Annotated in this window: 20 protein-coding genes; 11 read left to right on the top strand and 9 right to left on the bottom strand. The window is 34.1% G+C overall.

The genetic code is table 11. The features are described from left to right. The first annotated feature begins 4 nt into the window (after positions 1-4). The 6 genes from GKZ88_RS00265 to GKZ88_RS00240 all read left to right on the top strand — a co-directional run bounded on the left by GKZ88_RS00265 (position 5) and on the right by GKZ88_RS00240 (position 3,847). Entirely contained in the window at positions 5-1,192 is a 1,188-nt protein-coding gene (locus GKZ88_RS00265) for a hypothetical protein (RefSeq protein ID WP_155100402.1), read from the top strand. Between the two features lie 154 nt (positions 1,193-1,346). Next, the gene (locus GKZ88_RS00260) at positions 1,347-1,673 is read left to right on the top strand and encodes a metalloregulator ArsR/SmtB family transcription factor (protein WP_155100401.1); all 327 of its coding nucleotides are present in this window, start codon (positions 1,347-1,349) and stop codon (positions 1,671-1,673) included. Next, positions 1,663-2,163: an SRPBCC domain-containing protein gene (locus GKZ88_RS00255; RefSeq protein WP_155100400.1), complete on the top strand. Its 501-nt coding sequence runs from the start codon at positions 1,663-1,665 to the stop codon at positions 2,161-2,163. Before GKZ88_RS00260 ends, GKZ88_RS00255 begins: the two co-directional genes overlap by 11 nt. 46 nt (positions 2,164-2,209) lie before the next feature. Next, positions 2,210-2,713, top strand: a complete 504-nt coding sequence (locus GKZ88_RS00250) for an SRPBCC domain-containing protein (RefSeq protein ID WP_155100399.1) — start codon at positions 2,210-2,212, stop codon at positions 2,711-2,713. A 163-nt stretch (positions 2,714-2,876) separates the two neighbouring features. Continuing rightward, on the top strand, positions 2,877-3,422 hold the full coding sequence (locus GKZ88_RS00245; RefSeq protein ID WP_155100398.1) for a transglycosylase domain-containing protein: 546 nt from the start codon (positions 2,877-2,879) through the stop codon (positions 3,420-3,422). 53 nt (positions 3,423-3,475) lie between these two features. Then, entirely contained in the window at positions 3,476-3,847 is a 372-nt protein-coding gene (locus GKZ88_RS00240; RefSeq protein ID WP_155100397.1) for a hypothetical protein, read from the top strand. 144 nt (positions 3,848-3,991) lie between these two features. Here the strand turns inward: GKZ88_RS00240 and GKZ88_RS00235 are convergent, their stop codons facing one another. Together GKZ88_RS00235 and GKZ88_RS00230 are read right to left on the bottom strand one after the other, a co-directional pair. Further along, complete coding sequence (locus GKZ88_RS00235) at positions 3,992-5,527, bottom strand: YifB family Mg chelatase-like AAA ATPase (protein ID WP_155100396.1); 1,536 nt, start codon at positions 5,525-5,527, stop codon at positions 3,992-3,994. Between the two features lie 79 nt (positions 5,528-5,606). Continuing rightward, positions 5,607-6,584, bottom strand: coding sequence for a Gfo/Idh/MocA family oxidoreductase (locus GKZ88_RS00230; RefSeq protein WP_155100395.1), 978 nt, complete (start codon positions 6,582-6,584; stop codon positions 5,607-5,609). Positions 6,585-6,716: 132 nt separating this feature from the next. Between GKZ88_RS00230 and GKZ88_RS00225 the strand changes: the two genes are divergently transcribed. The 3 genes from GKZ88_RS00225 (at position 6,717) to GKZ88_RS00215 (ending at position 12,726) form a co-directional block, all read left to right on the top strand. Beyond that, a complete protein-coding gene (locus GKZ88_RS00225) occupies positions 6,717-9,716 on the top strand; it encodes an amidohydrolase family protein (protein WP_155100394.1) in 3,000 nt (999 codons plus the stop codon). Between the two features lie 37 nt (positions 9,717-9,753). Next, entirely contained in the window at positions 9,754-11,061 is a 1,308-nt protein-coding gene (locus GKZ88_RS00220; protein WP_155100392.1) for an amidohydrolase family protein, read from the top strand. Positions 11,062-11,400: 339 nt separating this feature from the next. After that, entirely contained in the window at positions 11,401-12,726 is a 1,326-nt protein-coding gene (locus GKZ88_RS00215) for an ammonium transporter (RefSeq protein WP_155100391.1), read from the top strand. A gap of 239 nt (positions 12,727-12,965) precedes the next feature. Here GKZ88_RS00215 and GKZ88_RS00210 read toward each other — a convergent pair whose 3' ends face one another. From GKZ88_RS00210 to GKZ88_RS00200, 3 genes are all read right to left on the bottom strand, one after another. Next, positions 12,966-15,062: a cytochrome c biogenesis protein CcdA gene (locus GKZ88_RS00210; protein WP_155100389.1), complete on the bottom strand. Its 2,097-nt coding sequence runs from the start codon at positions 15,060-15,062 to the stop codon at positions 12,966-12,968. After that, on the bottom strand, positions 15,062-16,372 hold the full coding sequence (tilS, locus tag GKZ88_RS00205; protein WP_155100387.1) for a tRNA lysidine(34) synthetase TilS: 1,311 nt from the start codon (positions 16,370-16,372) through the stop codon (positions 15,062-15,064). Before tilS ends, GKZ88_RS00210 begins: the two co-directional genes overlap by 1 nt. Before the next feature lie 131 nt (positions 16,373-16,503). Then, a complete protein-coding gene (locus GKZ88_RS00200) occupies positions 16,504-17,790 on the bottom strand; it encodes an anthranilate synthase component I family protein (protein ID WP_155100385.1) in 1,287 nt (428 codons plus the stop codon). A 205-nt stretch (positions 17,791-17,995) separates the two neighbouring features. Here GKZ88_RS00200 and GKZ88_RS00195 point away from each other — a divergent pair, with 205 nt between their 5' ends. Further along, positions 17,996-18,892 (top strand): DUF4349 domain-containing protein, encoded by an 897-nt coding sequence (locus tag GKZ88_RS00195; protein WP_155100384.1) that lies wholly within the window; start codon positions 17,996-17,998, stop codon positions 18,890-18,892. A 211-nt stretch (positions 18,893-19,103) separates the two neighbouring features. After that, complete coding sequence (locus GKZ88_RS00190) at positions 19,104-19,481, top strand: DoxX family membrane protein (protein WP_155101183.1); 378 nt, start codon at positions 19,104-19,106, stop codon at positions 19,479-19,481. A 58-nt stretch (positions 19,482-19,539) separates the two neighbouring features. On the opposite strand, the gene GKZ88_RS00185 is transcribed toward GKZ88_RS00190, so the two are convergent. The 4 genes from GKZ88_RS00185 to GKZ88_RS00170 form a co-directional block, all read right to left on the bottom strand. Next, complete coding sequence (locus GKZ88_RS00185) at positions 19,540-20,082, bottom strand: lipocalin family protein (RefSeq protein ID WP_155100382.1); 543 nt, start codon at positions 20,080-20,082, stop codon at positions 19,540-19,542. A gap of 164 nt (positions 20,083-20,246) precedes the next feature. Further along, the gene (gene lpdA / locus GKZ88_RS00180) at positions 20,247-21,650 is read right to left on the bottom strand and encodes a dihydrolipoyl dehydrogenase (RefSeq protein WP_035649234.1); all 1,404 of its coding nucleotides are present in this window, start codon (positions 21,648-21,650) and stop codon (positions 20,247-20,249) included. Between the two features lie 404 nt (positions 21,651-22,054). Further along, positions 22,055-22,354 carry a type II toxin-antitoxin system RelE/ParE family toxin gene (locus GKZ88_RS00175; protein WP_230392441.1) on the bottom strand — a complete coding sequence of 100 codons (300 nt, stop codon included), beginning with the start codon at positions 22,352-22,354 and terminating at the stop codon, positions 22,055-22,057. Next, positions 22,335-22,580: a hypothetical protein gene (locus tag GKZ88_RS00170; RefSeq protein ID WP_116753519.1), complete on the bottom strand. Its 246-nt coding sequence runs from the start codon at positions 22,578-22,580 to the stop codon at positions 22,335-22,337. Before GKZ88_RS00170 ends, GKZ88_RS00175 begins: the two co-directional genes overlap by 20 nt. Between the last annotated feature and the right edge of the window lie 13 nt (positions 22,581-22,593).

Genomic DNA, 22,593 nt, shown 5'->3' with positions numbered 1-22,593 from the left:
CAATATGCAAAAAATTACTTTTCTATTTTCTATATTATTTTTAGCCTTTTCTTCGTGCGGTGTAAAAACAACTCAGGCACTAATAAGCGACGGTAATTATGACGGCGCAATTGATCGTGCGGTTGAAGCTTTGAGAACAAATAAAGATTCAAAAGGAAAACAAGATTATGTGTATTTGCTCGAAGAGGCTTTTGCAAAAGCGAAAGACCGAGATTTACGCAATTTAGAAATGCTTAATAAAGAAAATAATCCTGCCAATGCTGAACGCATCTACAATACTTATTTACAGCTAAATAATCGTCAGGAAAAAATCAGGCCGATCTTGCCTTTGCCTTTATTGAAACTGGGAAGAAACGCGCTTTTTCCGTTTGATAATTATTCGAATGACATTGTAAACAGCAAAAATACGCTTTCAAAATATTTGTATGACAACGCTTCTGCCCTTTTGAAATCGAATAACAAAATGGATTTTAGAAAAGCGTATGATGATTTTTCATACTTAGAAAGTATAAATCCCGGCTACAAAAACACCAAGAAATTGATGGATGATGCGCTTTTTAAAGGAACTGATTTTGTCGATGTCTATGCAAAAAACGAAACCAATTTGGTGATTCCGAAAATGCTTCAGGACGATTTGCTGGATTTTAAAACCTACGGATTAAACGACAAATGGACGGTTTATCACAGCGCCAGACAAAAAAATGTGAAGTACGATTACAGCCTGATTATTAATTTTAGAGATATTTATATTTCACCGGAGCAGATTAAAGAGAAGGAATTTAGTAAAGAACGACAAGTAAAAGATGGCGTAAAAACACTTTTGGACAGTCGCGGAAAACCTGTAAAAGATAGTTTAGGCAAAGAAATTAAAGTGGATAATTATAAAATTCTTCGTGCGACGGTTTATGAATTTAAACAATATAAAGCATGTCAGGTTACTGCAAAAGTGGATTATGTGGATTTGAAATCGAATCAGCTGGTTCAGACCTTTCCTGTCAGCAGTGAATTTGTTTTTGAGAATATTTATTCGACTTATAAAGGTGATAAAGAGGCCTGCGATGATAATTATCTCGGCAACTTTAATAAGCGTCCGGTTCCGTTCCCGAATAACGAGCAAATGGTTTTTGATACGGGCGAAGATCTGAAAGCTAAATTGAAAGATATCATTGTAAAAAATAAGTTTCGACGATAATTATATAACACCATAGTAGAAAAAAAGACGCAATTTTAATGCGTCTTTTTTTGTTTATGATCTTTCGAAAATAAAAAAAAATCATTTTTTTAATTGCGCAACCAAAAAGTTGCGTATATTTGCAACTGATTAGTTGCGTAATTTTATTTTAAAGATGAAACGAGATATTTTTCAGGCAATTGCCGATCCGACACGAAGAGCTATTTTGGTTTTGATTTCTGTCAATGCATTGACTCCAAATGCTATTGCGGAACAATTTAATACAACGAGACAGGCAGTTTCGAAACATATTAAAATCCTGAATGAATGTGAATTACTCGAAGAAAAAAAGATGGGAAGAGAAATTTATTATCAACTCAAAATCGACAAGATGAAAGAAATAGATCACTGGCTGGAGCAATTCAAGAAAATTTGGGAAAGCCGTTTTAGTCAATTGGACCAAGTATTAATGAATTTAAAATCTAAAGAAAATGAAATCTGATCTTACAATGAATTTTTCCGTAGATAAGGAAAATAAAACCGTAAATGTGACACGCGAATTTAATGCGTCATTGTCAAATGTTTGGTCTGCGTGGACTGAAGTTGAAATTCTCGATCAATGGTGGGCACCGGCTCCGTTCAAATCAAAAACAAAGCGCATGGAATTTAAAGAAGGCGGACGAAGATTGTATGCTATGGTGAGTCCTGAAGGCGATGAACGCTGGAGCTTTTTTGAATATACATCTATTTCTCCAAAAAAGAATTTCAAACATACTTCGACTTTTTGTGATGCTGATGAAAATCCGGTTCCGAATTTTGGAAGTTCGCTTTGGGATATCAGTTTTTCTGAAGATGGTGAACTGACTGTTGTTGACATTGTAATTAAACGCGACACCTTGGAAGAAATTGAACAAATTATTGCCATGGGCTTTAAAGATGGATTTACAAGTGCGCTTAAAGGTTTGGATAAAATACTTGAAGCAGAAAAATAAGCCTTTTATTTAACCAATTATTAATGCTTTTAAAAACTGAAAAAATATGAAATCAAATTTTTTAATGGATTTTACTGTAGATAAAGAAACCAATAAAGTAAATGTAAAACGTGAATTTGGCGCATCGTTATCAAATGTTTGGTCGGCTTGGACAGAACCTGAAATTCTGGATCAATGGTGGGCACCGGCGCCTTGGAAAGCCCGAACAAAAAGTATGGAATTTAAAGAAGGCGGACGCCGACTGTATGCGATGGTGGGCCCTGAAGGCGAAGAACATTGGGCAATTGCTGATTTTACTTCTATAACGCCAAAAACGAATTTTAAATATCTGGATGCTTTCAGTGACAGCGAAGGAAATTTAAATGTCGATTTTCCACGATCAGACTGGGATGTGAATTTTTCTGAGCAGGGCGATTCTACTTTTGTTGATATTGCTATTAAACACAAAAACCTGGAAGATCTTGAACAAATTATTGCAATGGGCTTTAAAGAAGGTTTTACGATTGCAATGGAAGGTTTGGATGCGATTTTTGCAGAAAAACAAAAATAATTTTTTCTTATATTATTAATGAAATCCTGCTTTTAGTTAAGCGGGATTTTTTTATGTTTTAATGAGTTGATTGGATTAACATTAAAATTCGTATTTTCGATTTTAATCTCCTTTTTCAGAAGAAGTTAAATATGATTTTGAATACTTTAAGACGTAATTAAACATGTTGAAAAAAATCTTTAAAATAATTGTATTCATCGCCACAATCTTGGTTGCGCTGTACATTTATCTTTTAAGTGATTATAACCCAATGTTCAAAAAGGATGATTATGTTTATCTTACTAAATCATTGGACAATACGAAAGCGGAAGATCTTGAACCAATTATTGCCTTGTATAATAAAATTCATGAAAATGAATCCAAAGGTTGTTCTTGCGAAGCTGTATTGAAATTAGTTAACTCCTATAACTATGGAAGTCTTTTAAAAAAAGCGGTTTACATCTCGAAAATTAAAAAAGAATATGGTGAAGATACTTGCTTAAAACTTGAATTATTAAATTATGATTTTTGCTTTAGAACAATCGGAATTCATAATGCTTGCCAATTTTATTTCCATAAAACAGTTGGAGAACTAAACGAAAAAGAAAAACTAACTATCGTTGCAATGATTTCAAATTCAGCGCTATTTAATCCTATAAAGAATAAAAAAAGAGTAGAAAATAAGATTTTGATGTACCAAAAAATCCTTCATCAAGACAAACGTAAATAATAAAATAGAAAACTTTTAAACTAACAAACCTAACCATTCTAACCAAAAAAATTATGATCAAGTTTATTACCACAACACTTTTACTTGCCACCGTTTCTGTTTTTTCTCAGAGCAGATATGAACTTTCCGACGAAGGAAATGATAAATTTTATCTTTCGGATTCTATTGTAAATTTAGCTAAAGCCGGAAAAATCACTGCTCAGCCGATTGTTGTTGTTGATGGAATTCCGCATCGTTTTCAGGATTTAGAAAAAGAAAAACTTGTTTTGTCTAAAATTGAAATCGCAAAAATTATTGCTATCGATAAACAAAAAGGCATCAGCATTTATGGAAATTATGGTGAAGCCGGCGTTTTGATTATCACAACAAATAGAAGTAGCTATCACAAACCTGTGCAAGAAGTGAAAGAAATGAAAGAAAATTAATTTTCAGGTTTCAAGTTTCAAGTCTCACTAACAATTGTCAGGCTGAGCGAAGTCGAAGCCCACGTTCCAATTGGAGCGCCCTTCGACTCCGCTCAGGGTGACAATCGGTTTTACAATTCACAATTAATAATTAATAATTAACAATTACCCCAGCCATCCTTCACGATCTAGACTTCTGTATTGAATAGCTTCGGCGATGTGTTGCGAAATTATGGCCGGTGCATTATCTAAATCGGCGATTGTTCTTGCTACTTTTAAAATCCTGTCGTAGGCTCGTGCTGAAAGATTCAGTCTTTCCATTGCAGTTTTTAGCAGTTCTTTGGACTGTTCGTCTAATGCACAAAATTCACGAATCAATTTACTGCTCATTTGTGCATTGTAATGTATGTTTTCGATTTCTTGGAAACGTTTTGTCTGAATTTCTCTGGCAGCGGTGACACGCTTTCTGATTTCGACACTGCTTTCGGCTTTGCGGTCGTCTGCCAGTTTTTCGAAAGGAACGGGAGTCACTTCAATATGAATATCAATTCGGTCTAAAAGAGGACCTGAAATTTTGCTCATATAACGTTGCATTTCGTGCGGTGAAGACGTATTTGGCATACTCGGATCGTTGAAAAAACCACTCGGACTTGGGTTCATACTTGCCACAAGCATAAACGATGACGGATAAGTAACCGTAAATTTAGCACGAGAAATGGTTACTTCACGATCTTCGAGCGGCTGGCGCATCACTTCTAAAACGTCACGTTTAAATTCTGGCAATTCGTCCAGAAATAAAACACCATTATGCGCCATTGAAATTTCGCCCGGCTGTGGGTAACTGCCACCTCCGACTAATGCGACGTTCGAAATTGTGTGATGCGGACTTCGAAATGGCCTTTGATTCATTAAACCAACTTCTTTCAGTTTTCCGGCAACGCTGTGAATTTTAGTTGTTTCTAGTGCTTCTCGCAAAGTCATTGGAGGCAAAATACTCGGGACACGTTTTGCCAGCATTGTTTTTCCGGCTCCCGGCGGACCAATTAAAATGATATTATGACCTCCGGCTGCTGCAATTTCCATACATCGCTTGATGCTTTCCTGTCCGCGTACATCTGAAAAATCAAATTCAGGGAAATCGAGTGTTTTGTAAAATTCGGTACGAGTGTCAATTACTGTGGGTTGGAGCGTTCCTTTTCCTTTAAAGAAATCTATTACTTCCTGTAAATTTGAAACACCATAAACGTCAAGTCCTGCAACGATTGCAGCTTCTTTTACATTTTGAATTGGGAGAAAAAATCCTTTGTAACCTTCTTCTTTTGCTTTTATGGCAATTGGCAATGCACCTCGAATAGGCTGTAAACTTCCATCTAATGAAAGTTCTCCCATAATAATATAGTGTTCGATTTCAGGAGCTTTTATTTGGTCAGAGCCGACTAAAATTCCCATTGCGAGTGGTAAATCGTACGCTGAACCTTCTTTTCTTAGGTCGGCGGGCGCCATGTTTATGGTTATTTTTTTTCCCGGAAGACTTAATCCATTATTTTTTAAAGCGGCCGCAATTCTAAAACTGCTTTCTTTTATTGCATTATCTGGAAGCCCAACTAAATGATAACCAATTCCTTTATCCATATGAACCTCAATCGTAATTGTGGTTGCTTCTACTCCAAAAACGGCACTTCCGTAAACTTTTACTAACATAATTATTCTTTCATTAAATGATTTTTAAATCTAATGAAAAAATAATTATTGTAAATATTTTATTACAAATAAATTTAAATTAAAACGGCAATTTGATTTGCATTTTAATTTCCTCCACAATTCTGTTCAAATCCAAACTATTCTGATGCGACCAAAATTCACTTTCAATTTGACTATTCCGAATACAATTATGACATTCAATAATTTCATGCGAATAACCTTTTCCTAAAACCGGCAAACTGATAACAGCTTCTTTTTCTTCGTTTATAAATAAAGAATATCCATCAGCTACAAACCAAGGCGAATTGAGTTCGATTCTTCCTTTGCTTCCGGCAATAGTTGCTTTCATATCAGAATCTGAAACTATAGAAGCATGCAAAACCGATTGTGCATTTTCATATTGCAAAATCATAGAAGTTTGTAAATCAACATCATTTTTATGTTTTATTGCTTTTGCTACAATTTCCTTCGGATTTCCTAATACTATATAAGACAGGAATAATGAATAAACGCCAATATCAAACAATGCACCTCCGCCCAGTTTTTTATCAAAAAGTCTAAGATTTTCGGTTTCACTTCCGCGAAAAGCAAAATCGGCATTTATGTATTTTACTTCGCCAATTTCTCCTTTTTCTACTTGCTGCAAAACTTCTTGTACAGCAGGAATAAATCGGGTCCAGAAAGCTTCCATGAAAAACTTGTTATTTTTTTTAGAAGCTTCAATCATTCGAACAGCATCAGCATACGAAAGTGCAATTGGTTTTTCACATAAAACGTGTTTTCCAGATTCTAATGCTTTAATAGACAATTCGGCATGCGAATCATGCGGTGTGGCAATGTATATAATTTCGACTTCTTCATCGGCAAAAAGCGCTTCATACGAATCATAAGCTTTTGAGCAATTGTACTTTTGGGCAAAATCATTTGCTTTAATATTATCCCTGGAACCAACTGCTGTTAATTCAGCATCTTCCAACAACAGCAAATCTGCCGCAAATTGATTGGCGATATTTCCCAAACCAATAATTCCCCATTTTATTCTTTGTGAATTTTTCATAAATGTCCTATATACACTATCCATCAGCGGTTTACTTAAATCGTTGTCTAAATTAGAGAAAAAACATTTCAAAAAAATAAAACTTGTATAACATATATTTCATATTTTTAGCAACAAATTAGCAAATACCATATGAAAAAAGCCCTACTACTACTCTTTTTGAGTGTTTTTTTAACAAAAACGTATGCTCAAGATTATTTCCCTGTTAATGAAAGTGTGCACAACAAAAGTAAAAATTATACTGTTTTTACGAATGCCACAATCTATGTTTCTCCAACTCAAAAAATCGAAAAGGGAACTTTACTTATCCAAGATGGCAAAGTCGTTTCTGTTGGAACTAATGTTGTAATTCCTAAAAACAGCATCACAATTGATCTTACAGGAAAAACAATTTACCCATCATTTATTGATATTTACACCAATTTTGGAATCGAAAAACCAAAAGGAAACATGACTCCAGGACGCAGCCGTAACCCGCTGTACGACACAAAACGAACTGGTTTTTACTGGAACGAAAGTGTAAGACCTGAAGTAAACGGTTATGAAACTTTTAAATACGATCAGCCAAAAGCCGATGAATTTTTGAAAGCTGGTTTTGGTGTTGTTGGAACTCACGTGCCTGACGGAATTGCTCAGGGATCTGGAGCTCTAGTTGCATTAAACAACGAAAACAACTCGAAACAAATCATTTCAAATAAATTAACGAATCACTTTGCTTTTACTAAAAGCGCCTTGACAAATCAGCAATATCCAAGTTCTTTAATGGGTATGATGGCTTTGCTTCGCCAAATGTACTTGGATTTAGACTGGTACAAAAAAGGAAATTCTGACACTAAAGATTTATCGTTAGAAGCATTAGCAAGCAATGAAAAACTGGTTCAAATTTTTGCAACAGAAGATAAATTGAACAGTTTAAGAGCTTCAAAAATTGCAAAAGAATTTGGTTTAAATTACGTTTTAAAAGGAAGCGGAAATGAATTCGAAAGAATTGAAGAAATCAAAGGAACAAATGCAAAATTCATTATTCCGATAAGTTTCCCAGACGCTTATGATGTTTCAAATCCGTATTTATCAAACCAAATTGAATTGGCTGATATGCGTTTCTGGAATCAAGCTCCTACAAACTTAAAAGTGCTTTCTGAAAATGGAGTTGTTTTTGCATTAACGACAGACAAATTAAAGAAAATTGAAGATTTCAAACCTAATTTATTGAAAGCAATAAAATATGGTTTTGATAAAACAAAAGCTTTAGAAGCGTTAACTACAATTCCTGCTGCTATTTTAGGAAAAAGCGACGAAGTAGGAAGTTTGAAAACAGGAAGTTATGCGAATTTCATTATTACTTCTGGAGAAGTTTTTGACGAGAAAACGGTTTTATATGAAAACTGGGTTCAAGGAAGCAAATTTATTGTGAATGATATTAATGCAAAAGATATCCGCGGTAATTATGACCTAACGGTTGGAAAAGATACGTACAAATGGAAAATTGACGGAACTGCTGACGCTCAAAAATCTGAAGTTACAACGGTTGATGCCAAAAAAGTAAAAAGCACTTTTGCTATTGCTAAAAACTGGGTTTCTCTTGTAATCAAACCAGCTGACACTATCAAATCAAGCTTTACACGTTTAACTGGTTTTGTTGAAAAAGCCGATGCTTTATCTGGAAAAGCGGTTTTATCAAATGGAGATGAATTGGTTTGGAATGCAGTAAAAACAAGCCCATTTGTTGCTGTAAAAGATACTGTTAAAGCAGAAAAACCAAATCCGATTATGCCTGTAACGTATCCAAATGTTGCTTTTGGTGATACTAAAAAACAAACTGCGCAGACTTTATTATTCAAAAATGCTACAGTTTGGACGAATGAAAAAGAAGGAATTTTGACAGAAGCTGACGTTTTGATTAAAAACGGAAAAATTGCTGCTGTCGGCAAAAACCTTTCTGATGCATCTGCAACTGTAATCGATGCAAAAGGAAAACACATTACAAGCGGTATTATTGATGAGCATTCGCATATTGCAATTTCTAAAGGTGTAAACGAAAGCGGCCACAACTCAACTGCCGAAGTTACTATTCAGGACGTTGTAAACTCAGAAGACATCAATATTTATAGAGATCTTGCGGGAGGTGTTACTATTTCGCAATTATTACACGGATCTGCAAACCCAATTGGAGGACGTTCTGCAATTGTAAAATGGAAATGGGGTTCTGCAGCAGATGAAATGTTATACAAAAATCAACCTAAGTTTATCAAATTTGCTTTGGGTGAAAACGTAAAACAAGCGAACTGGGGAATTGATAATCCAACTCGTTTCCCTCAGACAAGAATGGGAGTTGAACAAGTTTTTACAGATTATTTCCAATTGGCTAAAGAATATGACGAAAACTGGAAAAAATTCAACGCTGGAAATAAAAAAGGAAAAGCGCCAAGAGTGGACTTAGAATTACAGACTCTTGCTGAAATTTTAAACAAAGAGCGTTTCATTACTTGTCACTCTTATGTGGAGTCTGAAATTTTAAATTTGATGAATGTTGCTGAGAAATTCAACTTCAGAGTGAATACTTTCACACACATTTTAGAAGGTTACAAAGTGGCCGACAAAATGAAAGAACACGGAGTTGGAGCTTCAACATTCTCTGATTGGTGGGCTTATAAATTTGAGGTTAATGATGCTATTCCGTACAACGGACCAATTATGCACAACGAAGGTGTAGTAGTTGCTTACAACTCTGATGACGCCGAAATGTCTCGAAGATTAAACCAAGAAGCTGCAAAAGCAGTAAAATATGGAAACATTTCTGAAGAAGATGCTTGGAAATTTGTCACTTTAAATCCTGCGAAATTATTACATATTGATGATAAAGTAGGAAGTTTAAAAGTAGGTAAAGATGCCGATGTTGTTTTATGGAGCGAAAATCCATTGTCTATTTATGCTAAAGCCGAAAAAACAATTATTGATGGTGTGGTTTATTTTGATATCGAAAAAGATGCTCAGAAACAATTGGACATTACTAAAGAAAGAAGCCAATTGATTGGACAAATGCTGCAGGAAAAAAACAAAGGAAACAGTACTCAGGCACCAACAAGAAAAGAGAAAAAAGAATATCACTGTGATACTTTAGAACAGTTATAAGAGCTTTAGAAAATTCATAATGATAAAAAGAGACAACATGATAAATAAAAACATATATAAACTGCTGTTATTATTTTGTGCTTCTGTACAAATAAATGCACAGCAAATACCGGCGCCAAAGCAATCTAAATCGGTTTTGATTTTAAATGCTACTGCACACTTGGGCAACGGAAAAGTGATTCAAAACAGTGCCATTGGTTTTAAAGACGGAAAAATTACTTTAGTGGCCGATGCAACAACAATCAGACTTGCTGCTGATGCTTATGACACGACTATTGATGCTTCAGGAAAACATGTATATCCTGGCTTTATTGCTGCAAATACAACTTTAGGATTAGTTGAAATTGATGCTGTAAAATCATCTGATGACGAAGAAGAAATTGGAACTTTTAACCCGAATGTCAGAAGTATCATTGCTTATAATTCTGAATCGAAAGTAGTTGAAACTGTTCGCCCAAATGGCGTTTTAGTAGCTCAAATTACACCTCGTGGCGGAACAATTTCTGGTACTTCATCCATTGTACAATTAGATGCTTGGAGCTGGAAAGATGCAATTGTAAAAGAAAATGACGGAATACATTTGAATTTTCCTTCTAGTTTCAAAAGATCTGGATCTTGGTTTGAGCCTGGAGTTATTGAGCCAAATAAAGATTATGCAAAACAGTCAGAAGAAATAAATGCATTTTTAATCAACGCAAAAGCATACAATCAAACAGCGCCTAAAGAAAGAAACATTGTTCTGGAAGCCACAAAAGGTTTATTTGACGGAACTCAGACACTTTACATTCATGCTGATGAAGAAAAACAGATTGTTGATGCAATCCAGTTAGCAGCAGACAATCAAATCAAAAAGATTGTAATCGTTGGCGGATTTGAAGCTTACAAAGCAGCTGCTCAATTATTGAAATATAATGTTGGTGTTCTTCTAAGACGTGTACATGATATGCCAACAAGTGCTGACCAAGATGTAAATCTGCCTTATAAAATGGCAAAAATACTTACTGACAAAGGTATTGTTGTAGGTTTAGAAAACAGCGGTGATCATGAGCGTATGAGCGTACGAAATCTGCCTTTCTTAGCAGGAACGTGTGCTGCTTTTGGTTTAGATAAAGAGGTTGCTGTACAGCTTATTACACTGAATACTGCAAAATTATTAAGTGTTGATGCTACTTGCGGTTCTTTAGAAACTGGCAAAGATGCTACTTTGTTTATTTCTGAAGGAGATGCTTTAGATATGAGAACAAACAAGCTTACAACTGCTTTTATTCAAGGAAGATTAATCAATTTAGATACTTTCCAGAATAAACTGAATCGAAAATTCAAAGAAAAGTACAACCAGAAATAAGTACTTTCCTCTCATAAAAAAACGGCATCTTTTGAAATATTCAATTGATGCCGTTTTTCATTTAAACCAAACAATTTGAATACTTAAATGATTATTTGAAGAGAAAAAACCACAATTTTAAGAATAATATTATCTTTTTTCTATCATAATTTACAGGAATTGCGCCTTTTCCTCATTTTAACTTTAATAAATTGTAAAATTTAAGTCTTTTTTAAGAAGTACACGCAAAATTTAGGGGGTCAAATTTAAAAATTAACAAAAATTAAACATTAGACTCTATTTTTTATAGGGGTATCAATTCATTTTATACTTTTATAAAAAATTTAAAACTAAATAACTATGCGAAAAATTATTTTAAGTGTGATCCTCATCACGATTTTATTACTATCTATTTTTTCTATCTCATTTGTTACTGAATCAAAAACATTAGGCGCTCATGTTGTCCAATTAAAATTGGATACGGGTGACACAGCATGGATGGTTGTTGCTACAGCTTTCGTATTATTAATGACTCCAGGATTAGGATTTTTCTATGGAGGTATGGTAGGCAAGAAAAACGTAATCAGCACAATGCTTCAAAGTTTCATGGCAATGGTAATTGTTACAGTTCTTTGGGTAGTAATTGGATTCGGATTATGTTTTGGACCAACTATAGGTGGTTTCATTGGAGACCCTACTTCAAATATATTTTTTCAGGGAGTCAGCGCAAACACGGCGTGGGAATTAGCACCAACAATTCCGATGATTCTTTTTGCTCTATTCCAGGCAAAATTCGCAATCATTACTCCAGCGTTAATTACAGGAGCTTTTGCTGAACGTGTACGTTTCTGGGCTTACTTATTATTCATGGTTTTATTTATCTTATTTGTATACGCTCCATTATGTCACATGACTTGGCATCCTGATGGATTGTTCTTTGGATGGGGAGTTCTTGATTTTGCTGGTGGTACTGTAGTACACATGAGTGCTGGATGGGCTGCTTTGGCTGGAGCAATTTTCTTAGGAAAACGTAAAGTTCAAAAAGTAAACCCTGCTAGAATCACTTATGTATTATTAGGTACAGGTTTATTATGGTTCGGTTGGTTTGGTTTCAATGCAGGTTCTGCCGTTGGAGCAAGCAGTCTTGCTGCACAGGCTTTAGGAACAACTACAATCGCTGCCGCTTCTGCTGCTATGGCTTGGGTTTTCCTTGATAAAATATTAGGACACAAATTATCTGCAATGGGAGCTTGTATTGGAGCTGTTGTAGGATTGGTAGCCATTACTCCTGCTGCAGGTTTCGTAAGTATTCCTCACGCATTAGCAATTGGTATTATCGCAGCTGTAATCAGTAATCTTGTAGTTAGCAAATTCCCTAAAGGAAAAATTGACGATGCTCTTGACGTATTTGCTTGTCACGGTGTTGGCGGAATGGTAGGAATGTTATTAACTGGTGTTTTTGCTTCTAACAGCGTAAACTCTATAGTTGGAAAAAACCAAGGATTAATTTTTGGTGACGCGACTTTATTCTTAATACAATTAAAAGCATTAGTTATCGTATCAATCTTTGCTTTTGGAGCTTCTTATGCTTTGTTCTTCATTGTAAACAAAATAACTCCTCTAAGAGTTACTGAAGAAAAAGAAGAATTAGGATTAGATATTTCTCAACACGGAGAATACTTATAATAAAAAGAATTTCCTCTTTTTGCCTTTATAAAAAAATCCCTCTAAGTTTTGCTTAGAGGGATTTTTGTTTGAATTAATTATTAGTGCTTAGTGATTAGTTCCTAGTGATTAGTTCCTAGTGATTAGTCACTATACTTTTAGTTTAGTTTAGTTTAGTTTAACTTATTAATCATTAACTCTATAATAGATTAAGACTAATTACTAAGGACTAAGGGCTAATCACTAAGCACTAAAAAATCTTATTTAAAGTTCGAAATTCCTTCTTTAAGCCAATGCAAATATTCTTCTGTACTTACATAACTAATTGTAGGTTTTGAACTGTTCAGATTATTACCTTCTAAATCTGTAATAACATATAGAGGCTGTGTATTTGTTTTATATTTTGAAATCATAAAATCAGTCCATTTATCACCTACTGTAATAATTTCATCTCCAGCTTTAGTTACAAATTGTTCTTCTTTTGGCAATTCTCTTTTATCATCAACATAAAGAGAAATCAAGACAACATCATTTTTTAAGATGGGTAAAACCGTTGGATCTGACCAAACATTGTTTTCCATTTTTCTGCAGTTTACACAAGCATATCCTGTAAAATCAAGCATAATTGGTTTGTTGATCGATTTTGCATAAGCCAATCCATCTTCGTAATCATGAAAAACCATAATTCCGTGCGGACCTAATTCTGCACCTTCTGGCAGACCTTTTATATCTGAAGCTGCAGCTGTTCCATTACCAGAACCTCCAACTCCAAAAGGGCTTTCACTATAAGTTGGCGGCGGCGGAAATGCACTTATTAATTTCAATGGCGCTCCCCAAAGTCCCGGAATTAAATAAACCGTAAACACAAGAGTCAATAATCCTAAATACAATCTTCCGACAGAAATATGCTGTAACGGACTATCATGAGGCAATGTAATTTTTCCGAATAAATAAAAAGACAAAGCTCCAAAAATAGCGATCCAAATAGCAATGAAAACTTCTCTTTCTAAGAAATGCAATTGTAAAACTAAATCGGCATTTGATAAAAATTTGAATGCCAAAGCCAATTCTAAAAATCCTAAAACAACTTTTACCGTGTTTAACCAGCCACCTGATTTTGGCAATGAATTTAACCAGCCTGGGAACAGTGCAAAAAACATAAATGGCAAAGCCAATGCTGATGAAAATCCTAACATTCCAACTACAGGCGCAATTCCTCCGTTCGAAGCCGCTTCAACTAATAATGTTCCAACAATTGGCCCTGTACAAGAAAACGACACAATTGCTAATGCCAAAGCCATGAATAATATTCCAATAATTCCGCCTTTATCAGCTTGTTGATCAGCTTTGTTTGCCCATGAATTTGGCAGCATAATTTCAAAAGCTCCCAGAAATGAAGTCGCGAAAATCACTAATATCACAAAGAAAATTAAATTGAACCAAACATCTGTAGACAATGCATTTAAAGCATCGGCACCAAAAATCTTAGTTACAACTAAACCTAATATTACATAAATAGCAATAATTGCAAGTCCGTAAATAATAGCATTTCTAATTCCTTTTGCTCTGCTTTTACTTTGTTTCGTAAAAAAGCTTACCGTCATTGGAATCATAGGAAAAACGCAAGGCGTTAATAAAGCGGCAAAACCACCTAAAAAAGCAAAGAAAAAGATCGACCATAAACTTCTGGTAGGCGCAGGTGGCATATCTTCTTTCGAAACAGGTTCTTCTATGTTCGATTTCACTACCTGAACTTTTGCTGTATCTGTTGCTTTTGCAATTGTATCTACAGCGATTCCAGCTACTTTTGTCTCGTCTTTTTTCGCTTCTGTTATTGCCGGTACTGCTTCCATATTGAAAGTCGACGGAATAGCAATCGAGAATTTTTTATTTGAATTGATACAAACTTCTTTACAAACCTGAAAATCAAAATCAACATCAACTGTTTTTAAATTCGGATTTATAATTTTAATTTCCTGTTCAATGTGCGCTTTTCCTTCAAAGAAAGTTTCATTTACGCCAAAAACATCATTAAAAGCCGTTTTGGTTTTTCCTTCCTTGGCTTTTCCAACTAATTCGTAATTTCCTTTTTGATTTTTAAACGCAATTTCCAGTGCAAGCGGACCGCCTTCTGGTGTAAATTGCGAATACATATGCCAGTCTTTTTCAATCGTTCCGTCAAAAATTAATACGGCATTGTTACCAGCTTTTTTTTCAATTTTCGAAGTCCATTTTACTGGCTCTAAAATTTGAGCGTTGCTTTTTGCAAAAGAAAAAAGAAAAAACAGTAAAAATAAAAGAGATTTACTCCAGACATTTTTTAGCGTTATCGCTTGACGGTATTGATTAAAGTTCATTATTGCAGTTCTATTTTAAGTATTTTATTTGTGGTATTTTCTATTTTAAATCGTTCATCTTGTCGAATGCCGACTACCCAGACAATTTGATTTTCTGAGCATAAAATCCATGTTTTTTCCTTTTCGATGAGTGATAATTTTTCGTCTTTAAAAAGCTTGCTTACTTTTTTTGATTTTCCCTGCATTCCAAACGGATGAAAAACATCTCCTTCATTCCATTTACGTAAAACAAGAGGAAAACGGATTTTTTCGGCGTCAACAAATATAACTTTATTTGAATCTACTATAATGTCGTTTACCTGACAAAACTTCAAATTTAAGGGAAAATTAACGTCTGTCACATTTTCATGAATCTCAAATTCTTCTTTTTCTGAGATTTCAGAAATCGGACTTAAAATCAATGTTTCCCGATTTTTTAGCAATCTGAATTCAGCCGAAAGTACTTGCTTTCCAGATTGTCCTTCAACTAAATCATAAATATCATTCCATGCCGAAAATCCAAATTCATTCAGCCATTGGTACAAATACGATTTATAATTCGGTAATTTTTTAAGCTGCTTTAAATCAAAATGGATATCTTCTCCATCCTCTTTTGCCACTTGCTGATAAATCATAATGGAAGCATCTTCAACCATTTCTTTTGATTCCTGCAAATACGATTGTGTTTTCTGGAAAGCATCCAAAAAGTTCGGATTAATTTCTTTCAAAATCGGAATTAAATCATGACGAATTTTGTTTCGCAAATATTTATTGGATGCATTACTGCTGTCTTCTCGCCATTCAATAGCATTTTCTTTGGCATATTTCAGAATTTCTTCTCTTGAAAATGGCAAAAGCGGACGTATAATTCGGTCATTTTCCTCCGGAATTCCGGTTAATCCATCTAAACCTGTTCCTCGTGTCAAATTGATAATGAATGTTTCCAGATTATCATCTGCATGATGTGCTGTCAGAATAAAATCAAAGTTTTTTTCTTCTAAAAGCTCATAAAACCAGCTGTAACGAAGTTCTCTAGCCGCAACTTGTGTGGATAACTTATAATCTTCGGCGAAAGCCTTAGTATCAAACTGAGTGGTAAAAACAGGAATGTTATTTTGATTGCAATAATTCTGAACAAATTCTTGATCTCCAAAACTCTCTAAACCTCGAAGCTGAAAATTACAATGCAAAACCGCAATTTCAGAAGGCAACTGCTGAAATAAATGCAGTAGAACCATACTATCCAGTCCTCCGCTAACCGCTAGAAATAGTTTTTTATCTTCCAAAAATGGAAATCTGGAAATGATATGATCTTGAAATTTTGAAAACATTTGATAAATGTAAAAAATTAAATGCTATCTATTTTTAAATGAAATGTTAAGCATTTTTTTTCGCCACTAATTCACGAATTTAATTTAATCATTGTGAGTATAAAAAATTCGTGAATTAGTGGCGGAAAAAATTATTGCAAAACTTCGTGCATTGCTTTGGCTTTCAGGAGGCATTCTTCATATTCTTTTTCTGGGATTGAAAGTGCTGTAATTGCGCTTCCAACAGAAAACGAAACATATTTATTTTCCTGATTGTATAAAATACTTCTAATTACGACATTAAAATCAAAATCGCCTTCGGGAGTAAAATAACCAACCGCTCCGCTGTACAAACCGCGTTTGGTTTCTTCCAGATTTTCGATAATTTTCATTACCGAAATTTTTGGCGCACCCGTCATACTTCCCATTGGAAAAGTTGTTTTTAAAACATCAATCGGTGAATATTGAAGATCAACTTTTGAAGTTATTGTCGAAATCATTTGATGAACCTGCAGAAACGAATAAATTTTGCAAAGCTCTACAACCTCAACAGAACCTTTTTGGGCGGTGTGCGATAAATCGTTGCGAACCAAATCGGTTATCATAATGTTTTCAGCCCTTTCCTTTGAATCGGATTCTAGGAATTGTTTTGACTTTTCATCTTCAATAGGATCTGAAGATCGTTTTGAAGTGCCTTTTATAGGCTGCGAAATAACCGTTTCTCCAACTTTTTTCAAATATCTTTCAGGTGAAGCCGAAAGCAAATATTGTTTATGATTTTTAAAGAAGACCGAAAATGGCGCCTGTGAAATTTCATTCAGTTTTTGGAATTTTTCTAACGGATTTATTTCGGCATTTTCAGCAAAAAATTCCATACAAAAATTAGCTTCATACATATCACCAATGTGAATATGTTCAAGCATTTTTGAAACTTTTTCTACATACGAATCTCTAGAAATTCTTTGTTCAATCTTTAAAAATCCAGAACTTTCGACTTTTGACTTTTGACTTTCGACTATCTCATTAAAATCATCTTCGACCTCATCATCACAAAGCAATAAATATTGAATTTCAAGCTGATTGCCTTTTAGTACGAATATTTTTTTTGGCTGAAAGAAAAATAAATCGGGAAAATCTAATCCATCAAAATTAGACGATTTCAAATCTTCAACATCATTTTTTAAATCATAAGAAAGATAGCCAAAAAGCCAATCTTTAGTGGTTTGCTGATATTGTTTTAAATCATCAAAAGCATTTTGAAAATCGGTTTTTAAAGAAGTAAAAGCGTCGACAGCCAGGACAAAATCAAAGCTTGAATATTCCTGCGGATATGAATTACTGTCTAGAAAAACAATCTCGCGGAACTGCTGTGACCAAATTAAAAGCTGCTGTTTAAAATGTTCTGGATTGGAAATATGTTTATGAATTGAAACTCTCAAAGAAGTATAAATTTTAGGTTTCAAAATTACGACAAAAATAATCCTTTGATAAAGCAATCCCGAAAAAATATTGGCACACTTTTTAGTATATCGAATTAGTGCTAATTATTAAAACTTTTCTTGCCATTTGATTAAAAAATTACTCATAAAAAAACGCCTGAAAGATAGGCTCGCTATTATTTATTAATCAAATTTTAAAACCTTTATGAAAACAATTGCAAAATTAGGATTGACTTCCTTGGCGGTTATCGCATTATTATTTTCTTGTAAAAAAGCAGATTACAATTCTGCCGAAGCAGCTGCAGATACTGCAGTTTCAATAGACAGCACAGCCGTATCCTCATCGGCTGCAGTCGAAAAGAAAGACAGCAAACAGAAATTTATTCGAACTGCTGATATAAAATTCAAGGTTAAAAATGTCGTCAAGTCTACTTATGCAATTGAAAATGCCGTGGCAAAATTTGGAGGTTTTGTTACTTACACGAATCTTCAAAGCAACATTCATGATCAGATTAAAACCAAAATCAGCCAGGACAGCACTTTAGAAACTACTAAATATTCTGTTGAAAATAATATTACTATTCGCGTTCCCAACACCCAGCTCGATACTGTTATTAAAAGTATTGCCAAGCAAATTGACTTTTTAGATTTCAGAGTTATCAAAGCCGATGATGTTTCGCTGAAGTTGCTTGCCACTCAGCTTTCGCAAAAAAGAAGCACTGTTTCTGAAAAAAGGGTCGAAAAAGCAATTGATACAAAAGGCAAAAAAATAAATGATATTATGGAAGCCGAAAATGCTTTGGCCAACCAAAAAGAAGCAAACGACAATCGTACAATTGATAATTTATCGATGCAGGATCAAATCAATTTCAGTACAGTGACTTTACAGCTTTATCAAAATGAAACAATAAAGCAGGAAATCACGGCAGGCGAGAAAGACAGTGCGTTTTACAAACCTAATTTAGGGATTCAGATCATTGATGCTTTAAAAAGCGGCTGGTACATTTTACAAGCCATTTTAGTTTTCTTTTTAAACCTTTGGCCGTTTATTTTAATTAGTTTAGGTGGATTTTTTCTCTACAAAAAATACGTCAAGAAATAAGAAAAGTGTTAATAAAATAGCAATTTAATAATGAAAAAATCGTTATATTTGATATAGCATTCAATAAATACCAAAATAGATCAATATTGATTGTAAAATTCTCAATAAAATGAGTTTAAAAACTGAATTTCATTTTACAGCAGAATTTAGGTTAAACGATTTCCAGCACAATTATTTATATTTTTTAACTTATTTAAAAATCCTAAGTATTATGAAAATTGCTACTATTATTGTCCGAATTTTAGTTGGTCTTATGTTCCTTTTTGCTTCCATTAGTTTCTTTTTTCATCTAATGCCCGCAGAACCTGCAACTAATGATAATTTTAAAGCCTTTAACACCGGTTTGATGGCTTCTACTTATTTAATGCCTTTGGCAAAATCAATTGAATTGCTTTGTGGAATTGCATTTGTAACGGGACGTTATGTAACATTGGCTAATATTTTAATCTTGCCTATTACGGTAAACATCTTGTTTATCAATTATTTTCTTGAACAAAAAGCCCTTCCAATTGCAATACTATTATTTCTGGCTAATCTATTTTTAATTTACAGATATTGGGATAATTATAAAAGTGTTTTCAAACCATAAATCATTCAATAACTAAAATAATAAACCCGACAAATTAAAAAATTGTCGGGTTTAATTTTTAATTGACTTTATCGTGTTTTACCCAAATAAGGTCTGAAATTTTATAACCAATTTCCTGTGCTTTTATAAGATAATCTGCTTTTATGCTTTCAGGAATAGCAGTTTCTCGCGAAAGAATCCACATGTATTTTAAATTTTCGCCTGCGACAAGTGCATACTTATAATCCGGATCAATGGCAATGACATTATATCCAGCATAAAAAGGACCAAAAAATGAGACCTTAAGCATACCAACATCGTCCTTTTTGACAAACTTGGCTTTCCCGATACTTTCCTCCCACTTGTCTTTTTTGACATTATAGCCCCTGTTATCAACTTTTATAGTGTCATTATCATTCAGCGAATATTCGGCAGTTACATTGTTTAAGTTTTTCTCCCATTTGTAATCTAACCTTGCAATTTCAAACCATTTTCCTAAGTACTTTGCTTTGTCAAAATTAGTGACGGCAACTGCTTTTTTAGGAATAGTCGATTTGCACGAAGAGAGTACAACTGCAATTCCCGCTCCTATTAAAATCGGAGCTATATACTTATTTTTCATAATGTTATCTTTTTAATTAAAGTAAAGATAGCATCAGAATTATACATCTAATTTACAAAATTTTTCTTTGATTTTATATTTTTTCAGGTATAAAAATTAAACCCAATAAAAAACCCGTCAAAATTAATTTCTGACGGGTTTTAAAATATGATTTACGTAAAAAATTATACGTGGATTGCTCTGTTTTCAGTAGCTGCTAAAGCCGCTTCTTTTACCGCTTCCGCGAAAGTTGGGTGCGCGTGGCTCATTCTTGAAATATCTTCCGCAGAAGCTTTAAATTCCATTGCAGTAACCGCTTCAGCAATTAAATCGGCTGTACGTGCTCCAATCATGTGAACTCCTAAAACCTCATCAGTTTTTTCGTCAGCAAGGATTTTTACGAATCCGTCTAAGTCAGCACTTGCTCTAGCACGTCCTAACGCTTTGAAAGGGAAACTTCCAGATTTGTAAGCAACTCCTGCCGCTTTTAATTGCTCTTCAGTTTGTCCCACTGCAGCAACTTCTGGCCAAGTATAAACTACACCTGGAATTAAGTTATAATCAATATGCGGTTTTTGACCAGCTAAGATTTCAGCAACCATTGTTCCTTCTTCCTCTGCTTTGTGCGCTAGCATTGCTCCACGAACAACATCACCAATTGCATAAATATTTGGAACATTAGTCTGTAAATGATCGTTTACTTCAACTTGTCCTCTGTCTGAGATTTTTACTCCAGCTTTGTCAGCGTTTAATCCGTCCGTGTAAGGACGACGACCAACAGAAACTAATGAATAATCTCCTTCTAAAGTGATTGTTTCTCCTTTTGCATTTTCAGCCTGAACTGTAACAGCATCGCCATTTCTTTCAACCGATTTTACTTTATGAGAAACGTAGAATTTCATTCCTTGTTTTTTCAAAACTTTAGTTAGTTCTTTAGAAAGAGATCCGTCCATTCCTGGAATGATTCTGTCCATGAATTCTACTACAGAAACCTGAGCACCTAAACGAAGGTAAACTTGTCCAAGCTCAATTCCGATAACTCCACCACCAATGATAACTAAGTGTTTTGGAACTTCTTTTAAAGCCAAAGCTTCAGTAGAAGTAATAATTCTTTCTTTATCAATTTTGATGAATGGTAAAGAAGATGGTTTTGATCCTGTAGCAATTACAGTATATTTTGCTTCGATAGTTTCAGATGTTCCGTCAGCTTTAGCAACTGCAATGTGCGTTGCATCTACGAAAGAACCTAAACCATTGAAAACAGTGATTTTATTTTTATCCATTAAGTAGTTGATTCCACCTACGGTTTGATCTACAACGGCTTGTTTGCGCGCGATCATTTTCTCTAAATTGATTTTTACATCTCCAGAAACTTCGATTCCGTGATCTGCGAAATGAGCAATTTCAGCATAATGATGAGAAGAAGATAATAATGCTTTTGAAGGAATACAACCTACGTTAAGGCAAGTTCCGCCTAATGAATTATATTTTTCTACAATTGCAGTTTTGAAACCTAATTGTGCGCAACGAATTGCCGATACATATCCTCCAGGACCTGAACCTATAATGACTACGTCAAATGAACTCATAGTATTTTGTTTTTATTTTAGCGGTTACAAAATTAAGGAATAAAGTTCTGTTTGAAGTTTAATTTTCAATGTTTTTTGTGTGAAATTTTGGGTGTAGGTTTTAACAAAATGGGCGGGGTTTTACCGCAAAGAGCGCTAAGATTTACGCAATCCCGATAGCTATCGGGACGCAAAGTTTTTGTTTTAATCTCGCAAAGACGCAGAGTCGCATAGTTTTTGACTTAAAATTCAATAGCATCCAGCTTTAGCTGGATGGTAAATAATCTCACGATAAAGGCTTTAGCCAAACTGACACAGATTTGGCTAAAGCCCTTTTTTAATTAAAACCTCATTCCTCCAGCTAAAGCTGGAGGCAATTCAAAAAACTTTGAACCTTTATTTCTCTGTCACTTTGCAACTCTTTACTAAGGCTTCCTTTCAGGATTTCTTGAAGTATGAAATACAGAATGAATAATAATATCAGTCTCTATAATCTCATAAATAATAACAAAAGGAAATTTTACCAAAGTCATTTCACGATAACCTGGTTGCTTTTTAATTTCAAATAATTCTGGATTTGTTTTTAAAACCTTGAGATAATATCTTAGATAAGTTAGAAATTGCTTTCCTAAACCTTTACTTCTGCTTTCGTAAAATTCAATAGATTCATCAATCTCTTTTTCTGCTAATGGTAAAATTTTGATTTTAAAAACCATATTTCGCATTCAATCGCTGTTCTGTTTCTTCCCACGAACTTGCTTGTATTTCTCCAGACAGATATTTTTCTCTTTCTTCAGCAACTAAATTATAATGCGTATTAGGAACAATTGAATCTTTTTCATCATGATTAATGGCATCAAAAACGCTTTCCAAAATTTCTAATTTAGAATCGTCATCAATGAATTTACCAAAATCTTTTATAAGCTTGCGTCTTAATTCCTTTGTCCCCATTTCGTTTCTATTT

Origin of the sequence: Flavobacterium sp. LC2016-01 (assembly GCF_009711135.1) — a bacterium.
GTDB lineage: Bacteria > Bacteroidota > Bacteroidia > Flavobacteriales > Flavobacteriaceae > Flavobacterium.
The sequence above is the reverse complement of the archived record's forward strand: the minus strand, read 5'-3'. Positions and strand labels throughout refer to the sequence as shown.